The organism is Paenibacillus sp. J22R67, assembly GCF_059692175.1.
On the sequence record NZ_JCAUAX010000010.1, the window covers coordinates 223,058 to 235,429 of the forward strand.

Below are 12,372 nucleotides of genomic sequence, written 5' to 3' on the forward strand. Positions count from 1 at the left end.
TGAAGTGTACCAGAAGTCCTAGGATAAAATAACTATTTTTCTATCTGAACAGATATTTTTCAACAAAAAAAGACATATCCCTCAGGGATATGCCTCTTTCTTTTACAACCTATATGCGATATCCGTCGCTTCTCCAGCTCTTGATGGATTTCTTAATCGCATCAGATGACCATTGCCCGTCAGCCGCTTTCTCACAAAGAGCAGGAAACTCTTCGTCGGAGGCAAAGCGCAACGCAGCGATCTGACTAACCGTTAGTCTCGAATCCAGCAGCTTTTGAGTCAAAACATAGTGCCTGAGGTTCTCTTCTGCACGAATTGCACGATCCTGTGCTTTCATTGGATAGGAACGAATCAGCACGAATACAATGACCACAATGATAGAAATGAGTAGAAAAAGAAACGAAGGCAGCAATTGATCCCCTAGTTGTATGGATCTAATTAGCTCTACGATCGAAGTAACCAATAGAACTAACGCTAACAAAGAGAATACAAAGTGAAATAATGGATGCATTCTGCGATGATTCGCATACGTTTGTTGGCCGTTATTCATGATTTCCTCACAATCTCATCAATCTCGCTTTTCAATAGCAAGTAGCGATGAACACTCCTCATAATTGGCACTTTGGTTAAATTGTTTTTGTCTACATACTGCTTCATCTGATCTTTGGTGAGACCTAACGATTTCCCAGCTTCCATCACCGTTAATACAACTTCATTACTCGTCGCATTGAACGTTGATTTCACTTTTTGATTCCAATCTTCAAATACCTGCATGTCCGAAGCAACACCCTTCTGTTCCAATCTTTTAATTATAACACAGAAGTGCTCAGACACAGCATCCATTTGTAGGATACAATCTTACTTGCCGTCATCATCATTCAAAAGCCCTAGTAACGCCTGTGGCAGCGCAAACTGCTGGTTGTTAATCACAATCTTATTGAGCACGTCGCTCGCCACAATTTCGGAGGTCTGCTCTTCCTTGATCTCTGCTATTTCTGCATGCAGACGTTCCATTTGCAAATCCAGTGCAGACGCCGCGACAGCCGCTTGTTTAAGCTCCTCCAACAATCGCGCAGGTACCGTTTGATTGCCTTCATTGAACTTATAAAATATTTTATGCTCCAAGCTGGCCCAAAAGTCCATCGCGATTGTACGAATCTGAATTTCTATGCACACACTCTCTTGACGATCCGTCAAATGCACCGGCACTTCCACCAGCAAATGAAGACTTTGATAGCCATTCGGTTTCGGATGCTTAATATAATCCTTCTCTCCCAGCACTTTCAGGTCGCTTTGGTTTTTCAGCATATTAGAGATCGCATAGATATCCGAGACAAAGGAACACGTAATTCGCATACCCGCAATATCCTTAATACATGCTTTTATCCCGTCAAAAGACATATCCCCGCCCTTCCTGCTAAGCTTATAAAAAATGCTCTCCGGCGACTTCAAGCGGGACTTGGTATGCTCGATGGGGTTATATTCATGCAGCATCTCGAATTCCTGCACTAAGATTTCTACGCGGGTTTCCATGGCGTCCAACGCGAATTTGTACGTCATCATAAATCTTGTAATTTCGTGCTTAAATCGTTTTAAATCATTCATAGAAAGTTGATTCATCATGGCGGTTCCATCCTTTGGTCGTGGTTATTTTACCAGTCTTAACTAGTGTAAGGTACGAATGGCCCGTGAGCAAATTTGGCGTTCGTATTGACACTTTGCAAGGTCGCTTGATATAGTACATCTATCATATTTCGAGTGAAAACTTTACGTGGAAGCACCCGTAGGATAAGGCCTAGTCCTTTTCTTGCAGGTGCTTTTTTTGTATTTCCTCGAAAATTAAGGAGGCTTGTATCTGAAAACACTCACTTCTCTTGTCGCCGCTTTTGTTCTAGTCTCCGTCCTTGCGGGGGAAGCGCTAGCAGCAGCTCCATTCAACTTCACAGCCGGACTCTTGGACAAAACGCTAGCCGCTTCGAGCCAAACTCAAGCTAATCGTATCCACTCCATGCAAGGCGAGCTGCTCACCCTTCAGAAGCAAGAACAAGAGTGGGATCATTCGATTACGCTGCAGCACGGCCAAAATAAAGAGGCACTGACAGCGCTAAGCAAACAGTCTAAAGCCATTGACGCTGCCCAACTACGAGGGAGCGTTACAAACCATTATTATCCCGTTACACCGCCGTTAATAAACAAATCGAAGATGTGCGGCCGCTCAAAATCAAAAGCTTGAACACCCTGCTGCGCCTTCAGGCCACAGCATTGAAAATTCCTGCCCAGTTAGCGCGCGCAGATATTCATTCGAAGGAGCAGGCCCACCAAGCAGCCAAGGATAAAGCCTCCAAAGCAGCTAAGAACATACGGGGCCGCCTCGAAGACATCGATCCAACTAACGTACAAATTAAGGCCAAAATGAGCGCTGTCAATTCGTCCCGCAAAAGCTTGTCCCCGTTATGGAGCGCCTTAAAAAAAAGCGCTAAAAAAGGAGATGCGATCGGTGTCCAAAGCACCCTCAGCTCCATGGTTACCCTTCTGCGTCAGATCAATGACGAGAAGCAGCGAATCTACAAGCTGGAGACCTCCGTCCGCGATAAACTAGCCGCTATTAAAAAAGACACCGGCTAGGGTGCCTTCTGTTACATTTTGTTTTTGAAAACTCCGTAAGATTCAATGATTGAAAAACACGATCTGAATAAAGAACAATACGGCAAATAAATAAAAAATAGGATGAACATCACTGCGTTTTCCGCGAAGCAGCTTTAATACTGGATATACGATAAATCCGATGCCAATTCCGGTTGCGATACTGTACGTTAAGGGCATCAACACCACGATTAGAAAAGCTGGAAAGGCTTCCTCCAAGTCCTGCCACTCTATTTTGCGCAGTACATTCATCATTAGGAAACCTACAATAATTAGCGCAGGAGCGGTAATGGCCGGAATGCTGGCAAGCACGGCAATAATTGGTGAGAAAAACAGCGTTAAGGCCAGTAGAACGCACACTGTGATCGCCGTTAGCCCCGTTCTCCCGCCAACAGCGACGCCAGAACTGGACTCAACATATGCGGAGGTGGGACTCGTTCCAAGCAGGGCGCCTGTCGAGGTTCCTATCGCATCAGCCAGCAGTGCGCCTCTTGAGCGCGGGAATTTATTGTCCTTGAGAAGCCCCGCTTGCTCGGCGACCCCAAGCATCGTTCCCGTTGTATCAAACAACGTAATCAGCAAAAATGTAAAAATAACAGCGTACATCCCACCCGAGAAAACACCGTTGATGTCCAGCTGAAAAGCCGTGGCAGCAAGACCTGTCGGCGCTGAAACGAATGTCTCCGGCATCGCCAGCAATCCCATCAACCAGGCCAATACAGCAGTAATTAACATGCCGAAGAACAAAAAGCCGCGCACCTGATAAGCCATCAGAATCAGCGAAGCAATAAGGCCAATGATCGTCAACGCCGTCATGGGTTCTCTGAGATTACCCAGTGTCAGCAGCGTTGCTGGAGAAGATACGATGACTTTAGCATTTTGCAAACCGATAAATGTGATAAACAAACCGATACCCGCCGTGATGGCGTGCTTCAAACTTGTAGGAATTGCGTCCAGCAGCATATATCGGAATGAAGTTAACGATAACACGATGAACAAGGCTCCTGCGACAAAAACAGCGCCAAGCGCAGTTTGCCAGCTCACACCGCTTCCTCCCACGACGCTAAAAGCAAAGTATGCATTCAACCCCATGCCTGGCGCAAGCACAATCGGGTAATTCGCAAAAAGACCCATAATCAGCGTCGCCACAATACTAGCCAGCACCGTTGCAATGAACACCCCGTGGAAATCCATCCCTGCCTTACTTAGAATCCCTGGATTTACAATCACAATATAGACCATTGTCAAAAACGTCGTGACCCCCGCCATGAGCTCCGTCGGCACCGTTGTGCCCCGTTCTTTCAACTTAAATAACGTGTTCATTGCTGATTACCTCCAACCAACGGGATTTGTTTTTTTATTCTTCCCTTTGTTTGGAACCTTAGTAATCATTTTTCTCCATTGACAGCGTTGCCAAGCGGGGATACAATTGGCACTAAACAACAAGAATCCAACAACATTCATACAATAAACAACACTAAATTATCATGAAACAACAACGTTTAAGGCGCCAAGGAGGTCTCATCTATGAAGGTTCATTTTCTGGGAACAGCAGCATTTGAGGGCATACCCTCGCTGTTCTGCCAATGCCTCACCTGCAAACAAGCCCGCGAACGCGGAGGGAAAAATATTCGTTCCCGCACCTCTGTTATGTTTGACCACGACTTGAAGGTCGATTTCCCACCCGACACCCTGATGCATTCGCTTCAATATGGACTTGATATGAACAGCGTAAAGGATCTGCTCATCACCCATTCGCACTCTGATCATCTCTACGCTGAGGACATGGCCATTCGCGCGAAAGGTTATGCCCACTCAGGTGATGAAGCCATGCATGTTTACGGACATGACCTTCCTTTCCGACTTATCTTTCAAGCGCTGAATGGACTGGAGCACAACTATAAGTTCCACCGTGTAATCCCGTTTCAGCCTGTCCAGACGCAAACGGCAACGATCGTACCGCTGTTGGCGGATCACGATCCACTGGAAACCTGCTTACTCTATGCCATCGAAAAAAACGGAAAAACAGTCTTGTATGGCAACGACAGCGGATGGTTTCCGAATGAAACGTGGGCTTGGCTGAAGGATAAGCAGTTCGATCTGGTCATTCTGGAATGCACAACAGGCCGAGTGGGTCATAGAAACAACCATATGAACGTGGATGCTGTGCTCGAAACGAAAACATGGATGGATGAAGTCGGGGCATTGAAGCCGGGAGCCAAAGTGTTCGTGACGCATTTCTCTCATAATGCGGGGCTGCTGCATGAGGATTTAGTTGAAATTTTTCAACCTCATGGGATTGAGGTTGCTTATGATGGTTTGATCGTGGAGCTGTGAGTTAGCATAGCGTTTTCTCTTTCTTCTAGCTTCTAACGATGTTTTACATCGTTCTAGCTGCCTTCGCAGTGTGGATTGCTCGTATAACGATGTTTCTCATCGTTAAGGATGGGAACCGGCATGACTTTCTCTCTCACTTAGCTTCTAACGATGTTTTACATCGTTCTAGCTGCCTTCGCGGTGTGGATTGCTCACTATAACGATGTTTCTCATCGTTCTAGCGGGCAATCAGACTGAAAAAAGACACCTTAACAGGTGTCTTCTCTTCTCCACACTTCTCTCCCGCTTACGAAATAATCGGAAGCTTTACATGACTAGGATACTCCTCCGAGTGGTAAATCATTTGCTGCACGATCACAGGCTTCGGATCCTCATAAGGATTGACGCCGGTATTCGTGTTCGGAAACGCGATGAACTTGCTCGATGATGTAACCGTGAACCGCAGCTGGTGGCCTTGGCGGAATGTGTGAGCGATATTTTGCATGAATATCGCATACTTTTCCACCTTACCAGGCGTGAGCAGCTCTGGCGCATCCAATCCGCCCCGGTACTTCGCCCGGACGATATAATTGGAGAGCTTGATCGAATTTCCCTGCGCATCGACATCACTTAGAGTAACGACCCAGTCCGTATCGACTCCGGTGCTCGCCGCATACAATTCACAAGACAGCTCGCCAGCTACGGTTAAATCACTCTCCAAAACAGCGCTAGTGTACACGAGAATGTCGCTGCGAAGTTCATGTTTGCGCATGTTCTCCGGTTCTCTTTCGCCGCTATCGGCTACAGGATCCTCTGGGTTATACACATACGTATCCGCAGGACTGTGCCGAGGAGGCGTCTCCATCAGCACACCATCTCCATGGCTGGAGTTCGCACGACCATTACTCCCCAAATAAAAGTTCCTAAATTCCGCTTCCACAGGCGTCCAATCCTCGGACGTTCGCCATTCGTTGCTACCAACAATGTAATACTTCGCTCTTGGCTCTTGATCGATGCCGTTTGGCAGCCCTTTGAGGAACCTGTCGAACCAGCGCAGCACATTTACGTCATAATCGTAAACAACCGCATCGTTGCTGAAGCTGGTACCGAGTAGATCTCTTGCTCGGTTAGGGCCGTGTTCCCACGGTCCGAGCCATATTTTCCGGTTGGGGACGTCGTGCTTGGTCAGCATGCTCCATGTCTCCGAGACGCCTGCGCTATCCCCGTCGTACCAACCGGAGATGACAAACATCGGCACCTTGACCTGGTCGCCTCGCTCCGTAAAGGTGCAATTTCTCCAGAAATCATCATACTCCGGATGCTCACTCCACAGATCCCAAGGGCCAGAGGCTCTGCCTATCATCTGCTGGGGTATCTCCCTGATCGGTCTGGCGTCCACGGCTTTCTCCGGATTAACGGTTTTACCTGCGAAGATATCAAAATCCGTCCTTGTTCCAACGGACTGCGCCAGCGTCCAGCAGAGCAAAGGCCAAGAGCAAACAGTACCGCCTTTGCGTACCGTATCCACGAACGGTGAGCCGACGTTTACTTCGTTGACGACCGCCTTCAAATTCGGGTGTCCACTTGTAGAGGCTGCGGTCACAACATATCCGAGATAGGAGGCCCCCCACATGCCGACGTCGCCGTTTGACCATTCCTGCGACACAATCCAATTGATTGTATCGGCGCTGTCGTCCCGCTCGTAGTAGAACGGAACCAGCTCTCCCTCGGAATCCGCGCGCCCTCTGACATCCTGATTGACGACGGCGTACCCTTTGTTCGCCCAACGCTTGAAAAACTCTTTTCGCAAGTTGCGATCATAGCACGTGCGAATGAGTATGGTTGGCAGTCCTTGCGCCGATTGAACTCCCTCAGGCAGGTAAACGTCCGTTGCCAAACGCACACCATCCCGCATCGGGACGAGGAAGGTGCCAAGATCATTCACGCCGAACTCCGGCTTGGAGAGGAGCGGATCTTCGTACACCACAAGCGGAGTCAACGCTTCGTACCCTTCCGCAACGAGCACCTCCATACCGTACCGGTTCGGTGCTACGAACGCTATGATACGTCCATCCACAGTCACGATGTCGAGCGCCGTATCCTTCCGCATCGCCCAAACCTGAGATGTCATCTCTTGCCCTGATCCTCCCGGTTGCCCCGCCACGAAAGCCGTATATCGAACATGCCGTGCATAAAGATCGCCATTGCCGAGCGTAACCTCGTCCCCCTGCCAAACAGCCCCAGCATAATGTGGCAAGGACATCTTTATTTTAACGAAAGGCAGTATGTACGGTGTCCTCTCCTGCAGGACATTCTCCTGCATTTGCGTCCTCCTGCGAGCGTCCACCCTGGCATGCATTATCCCATTTTCGCCAAAACGGATTTTCCCCTCATACACACCAGCACAATACAAATTGAACGTCATTGACTGAAAATATGTGCTCATCCCTGTTACCTCCTATCCCCAGACTTGTTCAAAAACACGCAGCCAGTTCCCGCCAATAATCTTCTGAATGTCCTCATCGCTATATCCTCTTGCAACCAAGCCACGTGTGAAGTTGATGAAATAACTGTACTTCTCCAGCCCCTTCACCGTCTCAGTCGACGGACCGTCCCCTTTGGCAAAGCCAATTCTCGGTGCAATATGCTCTTTAAAATACACCAGAGACCACTCCACATCGCTCATCGGCCAATCCGTTCCAATGCCCACATGATCAACGCCGACCAGCCGAACCACATAATCGATATGATCAAGCACATGCTCGATAGTCGTCTCATTCGGATCCTGATAGACGAACCACGGCATCGCAAAGATGCCAATTACACCGCCGGTTCCAGCAATCGCCCGGAGCTCTTCATCGCTTTTGCAGCGCATGTGGCCAAATAGCGCCTCGACGCCAGTATGGGAAGCGATGACCGGCGCTGCCGAAAGCCGGCAAGCATCCAGCGTCGTTTGTTTCCCGCAGTGGCTGGTGTCGACGATGATGCCAAGCTCGTTCATTCTGCTAATGAAGCGCGCACCGAAGTTGCTTACGCCGCCATTCGCCTGCTCCGCACAGCCCGAAGCAATGTAATTCTGATTGTTGTACGTAAGCTGCAAAACACGCAGACCGAAATAATAAAGCGCGTCAAGCAAGGCGAGATTTTTGCCTAGTCCATCCGTTTCCTGCGCGGTTATGATACCCGCCTTCTGATTACTGCTTTTGGCGGCGCGAATATCTTCCGCTTTCAGCACTTTGACCATCCAATCCATCGCGTCGAATTGGCGCTGTATTTCTCCCATGCTGGTCACAATGCTCTCTATATTAGACACGTCCAATTGGCGGTTGCCCGCGGTAATACCAGAACGGTACCACTCCTCCTTGAACGCCGGGAGCTCCCCTCGAACCGCCATATCATGAATAATTTTGCTTGGCATGCCGCTATACACCATAGGCTCATCCCGGTAAGGCTCGCAGGCTTCACGGATGTTTTCGGAGATATGCGCAGGGATCGCGTTGGGCGACAAAGGCCCTTGGAACAGCAGATCGATAATGATACTGCTTTCGTGAAGCCGGCTCGCACGGTCCTCCTGCTCTGGCGTTAAGTGAAAAGGATACAGTCCATCCGTGAGATTCGTCTTCATCTATCATCGCTCCTAAAATACAATTTGTGTGCCCTTATTCCTACGTACTGCTTCTTGAACAATATAATGAGCAGCTGCTAAATCCTCGCAGGCAAGCCCCAATGATTTAAAAAGTGTAATCGCTGCGCTAGAACTCCTACCTGGCTTAAGCCCAACCGCTAATTCTCCGATTTCGCCTAAAATGTGCCCTTCCCCGATTGCCCCTTCGTGCAGGGGAATCAAGTAATCTCCCGCTTCGTTCACGGCGGACTCGCGGCGATCAACGAACAACTCCGCTTGACGCACGAGTTCGGTATCCAGCTCTCTGTCTTTTGCCCGGCAGGCACCGACAGCGTTGATGTGAGCGCCTTCCTTGATCCACGCTCCATGCAAAATAGGCGTTGTCGACGCTGTGACCGTGCAAATAATGTCCGCGTCCCATACCGCTTGCGCCGCGGAAGATGCGACCTCGACAGGAAGGTTGTACCGACCTTCCGTCTCTTCCTTCAACTTCTGGGCATGGGCCGGGTTCGGTCCCCATACTTGGATCCGCTCGATCGGACGAACCAGACTCATCGCCTCGATGTGCGTTCTAGCTTGCTCGCCTGTTCCGATCATCGCTAGCGTGCTCGCTTCTGGTCTCGCCAGCAGCTGAGTCGCTACCGCGCTGACGGCCGCTGTGCGGATCGCGGTGATTTTGGTGCCATCAACAATAGCTTCCAATTGACCATTGGTTGAATTGAACAAAGAAACAAACCCTTGATGCGAAGGCATCCCTTTGGCATGATTATCCGGCAGCACCGTAATCACTTTGGCGCCCACTCGCGCTTCCCGTTTCAAGTATGCTGGCATGAGTCCCATAACATGACTCCCCTGCAGTGGAACAACACTTCTTAGCGATTGAATGGCCTGTCCATTCGTCAAGTCTGCCAAAACAGCCTGCATGATTTCAATGCAAGCTGACATGGACAGCAATTCCAGAACCTCGCGTTGATTGATGACTAGCATATCTGAATGATCACCCGCTTCGTTAGTAGTTGCCTTTTAATTATAGCAAAACACGCTCCAGATGGCTTGCAGAGCAGCGCGTTCTATTTCACGTCCGGCGCGCCTGCCGTCTCCGACGAAGCTGCGATTTGTTTATACCCCTTCACTGTCGAAGTCTGAATCAGCCGCTGAAGCAATCCGAACAGTTGAATGGGATCGAAAGGTTTCGTTATATAGCCGCTCATGCCCGCTTCAAGCACTTCATCCTTCACGCCTTTCATAGCATCCGCCGTCATCGCAATAATCGGAATATCCTTCGCATGCTCCAGCTGGCGGATGTGCTTGGTCGCCTCGTAGCCGCCCATCACAGGCATTTGCAAATCCATCAGAATCGCATCATAACGCCTCAGCTTCGCACGAGAGACAGCTTCGAGACCATTTTCAGCCACATCGACGACCACTCCAACTTCTTTCAGCATTTCCGTAGCAACTAATTGATTGATCTCGTTATCTTCCACAAGCAAAACACTCGCATACTGCAGCGCTTTGAAACGCTCCGATTTCTCAGGATCGGGTCCTGTGACTTGCTTGGCCACAAAATGCTGTTGAAACAAGCTGATAAGCTCGTTATACAATTGCGATTGGCTGATCGGGTAGTTCAGCACCTTATCTATGGCTTGCGAACGGATGCGCGTTTGCAGCTCTGGTTCATGATACGCGGTAACCATCACGATGACCTGCATCGGTGAGGAGAATTCGAGCTGTATTCGCTCAGCAAGCGGAACAGCAACAGAATTCCTCAGCTTCCAATCTACGATTACCAAATCATAGCGGCCATTGCGGTAAATTTGTTCAATTGCGCCACTCTCGGAATCTGCCGTGTTGACAATGAACTGGAACTGTTCAAGCTGGTGTTTGAGGACCAGCTGCATGTCAGCATCGTTACATACCAAGAGCACTCTAAGCAATTTCAACTGTGAGTCTTGATTCATTGACGTGAGCCGCGCTCCCGTACTTTGTCCGAAATTCGCTGTAAAGGAGAACGAGCTGCCCTGACCAGCTTGACTCTCTACACCTATGGCTCCGCCCATAAGCTCGACAAGATTTTTACTGATCACCAGGCCTAGCCCTGTCCCGCCATACTTCCGGGTTGTCGACATATCTGCTTGTGTAAAATGGTGGAACAGCTGCTCCTGCTGTTCTTCCGTAATGCCGATTCCTGTGTCACGGACCGTAAATCCGAGAGTGACACCCCTTTCGCTTTTGGATAAAAGGCAGATTTCAAAAGAGATCTCTCCCTGTTCCGTGAACTTCACAGCATTATTCGACAGGTTGATCAAAATTTGATTCAAACGAAAAGGGTCGCCAATAAGCATTTGCGGGACCTCGTGATGAATGGAGAAATGCAGCTTCAATCCTTTGTCATAAGCTTTCATCCCAATTAGATTGGAAATCTGATTCAGTACATCATATAGGTCAAAATCGACTTGCTCGATGACCAGCTTTTTTGCTTCTATTTTCGAGAAATCCAGAACATCATTGATGAGTGCGATCAAGTTTTTGGCCGAAATAATCGTTTTATCCACATAGACCTGCTGCTGTTCGGATAACTCTGTTTGCTGGAGCAAATAACTTAAACCAATCACCGCATTAAGCGGCGTGCGGATTTCGTGACTCATATTGGCCAGAAACTCGCCTTTCGCGCGATTCGCGGACTCGGCCATCTCTTTGGCTTCCGCCAGCTCTGACGTGCGAGCCTCTACCAGTTCCTCGAGGTGGCCTTTGTATTGGTGAAGCGCCTTCTCTTGCTGCCTAAGCTCAGTAATATCATGACCGGTTCCCGTTACTTCCACGATCTCCTTGTTCCGATTAAAAATCGGTGAAATGGTGTAGTGCATACACTTATTTTCACCACAAGGCATGAGACCTTCCGCTTCGAACGACTTGGATTCCTTGGTGCTCAGCACTTCGTTAAGCGCTTGCATCCACTGTTGGCGAACCTTCTCGGATGCCATCAAATCCAGCATATTTCGCCCGAGCAAATCCTGTTCTCTCATTTTCAAAAAATGTGACATCTTGTTATTTACCTGAGTAATCGTCCCGTCCAGGTCGCAGCAATAGACGAGGTCAGGGGAGTTTTGCACCAGCGTTCGATACCGGCTCTCGCTCTCGCGCAGCTTGATCTCCGTCTCGAAACTTCTGATTTCGTAAGCGATCAAAGAGTAGTAAAGTGGAATAGCTACTGTATAAAAAATCACATAACTGACTGAAAAATCTGTCAGAAAATAGTTCATCGTCTCCGGCGGCGCGAGGAGCGCCCAGCCTACCGTGTGAAGGCCGATTACCAGGCCTAGCAGCCAGCCATATCTCTCCATGAGCTTTCTATTTTTAATACTCCATCGATGAACGGCTATGCTGATCAACATCGTAGTCACTAGAGAACCTAGTGGAAAAAGCAGTTGTCCCCCAAGACTGATGCGATAAGCGCCAATCATCAGAGTTGTGAGGATAGCAGATAGAGGCCCGCCAAAAATAGCCGAAAATATAACGCTTACAAATCGGACATCCATATGCAATCCGTGAGCAACATTTAATGGCATTTGCATAATAATCAGACCGAAGATTCCGAAAGCGATTCCGAAAATGACCGACTGCGCTCTTTTGGAGAATTTTACATAGTAGGGGTACAGCCATCTTAATAAAAAAACAAAAGTCACGATTAATGCACTGCATTGTGCAAAATAGAACAGAAATTTCATGTGACACCTCACCCCATTTTACCTACTCGCTGCGCGAAAAAATTGTCATATCTTGTCTAATAT

11 protein-coding genes are annotated in these 12,372 nt (G+C 48.7%); 3 read left to right on the forward strand and 8 right to left on the reverse strand.

Annotated elements, in window-relative coordinates; all coding sequences use genetic code 11:
* Positions 1-109 precede the first annotated feature (109 nt).
* From AC58VC_RS29805 to AC58VC_RS29815, 3 genes are all read right to left on the reverse strand, one after another.
* Positions 110-550 (reverse strand): DUF6526 family protein, encoded by a 441-nt coding sequence (locus AC58VC_RS29805; RefSeq protein ID WP_497374225.1) that lies wholly within the window; start codon positions 548-550, stop codon positions 110-112.
* Positions 547-774 (reverse strand): DNA-binding protein, encoded by a 228-nt coding sequence (locus AC58VC_RS29810; RefSeq protein ID WP_161406859.1) that lies wholly within the window; start codon positions 772-774, stop codon positions 547-549. Before AC58VC_RS29810 ends, AC58VC_RS29805 begins: the two co-directional genes overlap by 4 nt.
* 84 nt (positions 775-858) lie before the next feature.
* Positions 859-1,620 carry a GTP pyrophosphokinase gene (locus AC58VC_RS29815; RefSeq protein ID WP_497374336.1) on the reverse strand — a complete coding sequence of 254 codons (762 nt, stop codon included), beginning with the start codon at positions 1,618-1,620 and terminating at the stop codon, positions 859-861.
* A gap of 229 nt (positions 1,621-1,849) precedes the next feature.
* On the opposite strand from AC58VC_RS29815, the gene AC58VC_RS29820 reads away from it, so the two are divergent.
* Positions 1,850-2,233: a hypothetical protein gene (locus AC58VC_RS29820; RefSeq protein ID WP_497374227.1), complete on the forward strand. Its 384-nt coding sequence runs from the start codon at positions 1,850-1,852 to the stop codon at positions 2,231-2,233.
* Entirely contained in the window at positions 2,230-2,625 is a 396-nt protein-coding gene (locus AC58VC_RS29825; protein WP_497374229.1) for a hypothetical protein, read from the forward strand. The genes AC58VC_RS29820 and AC58VC_RS29825 overlap by 4 nt, the downstream gene beginning before the upstream one ends.
* Before the next feature lie 42 nt (positions 2,626-2,667).
* Here the strand turns inward: AC58VC_RS29825 and AC58VC_RS29830 are convergent, their stop codons facing one another.
* Positions 2,668-3,966, reverse strand: a complete 1,299-nt coding sequence (locus tag AC58VC_RS29830; protein ID WP_497374231.1) for an NCS2 family permease — start codon at positions 3,964-3,966, stop codon at positions 2,668-2,670.
* A 204-nt stretch (positions 3,967-4,170) separates the two neighbouring features.
* On the opposite strand from AC58VC_RS29830, the gene AC58VC_RS29835 reads away from it, so the two are divergent.
* A complete protein-coding gene (locus AC58VC_RS29835) occupies positions 4,171-4,980 on the forward strand; it encodes an MBL fold metallo-hydrolase (protein WP_497374233.1) in 810 nt (269 codons plus the stop codon).
* 286 nt (positions 4,981-5,266) lie between these two features.
* On the opposite strand, the gene AC58VC_RS29840 is transcribed toward AC58VC_RS29835, so the two are convergent.
* From AC58VC_RS29840 to AC58VC_RS29855, 4 genes are all read right to left on the reverse strand, one after another.
* The gene (locus tag AC58VC_RS29840) at positions 5,267-7,405 is read right to left on the reverse strand and encodes a CocE/NonD family hydrolase (RefSeq protein WP_497374235.1); all 2,139 of its coding nucleotides are present in this window, start codon (positions 7,403-7,405) and stop codon (positions 5,267-5,269) included.
* A gap of 12 nt (positions 7,406-7,417) precedes the next feature.
* On the reverse strand, positions 7,418-8,584 hold the full coding sequence (locus tag AC58VC_RS29845) for a dipeptidase (protein ID WP_497374237.1): 1,167 nt from the start codon (positions 8,582-8,584) through the stop codon (positions 7,418-7,420).
* A gap of 12 nt (positions 8,585-8,596) precedes the next feature.
* A complete protein-coding gene (locus AC58VC_RS29850) occupies positions 8,597-9,571 on the reverse strand; it encodes an ornithine cyclodeaminase family protein (RefSeq protein WP_497374239.1) in 975 nt (324 codons plus the stop codon).
* Positions 9,572-9,654: 83 nt separating this feature from the next.
* The gene (locus AC58VC_RS29855; protein ID WP_497374241.1) at positions 9,655-12,309 is read right to left on the reverse strand and encodes a hybrid sensor histidine kinase/response regulator; all 2,655 of its coding nucleotides are present in this window, start codon (positions 12,307-12,309) and stop codon (positions 9,655-9,657) included.
* Positions 12,310-12,372: the final 63 nt, after the last annotated feature.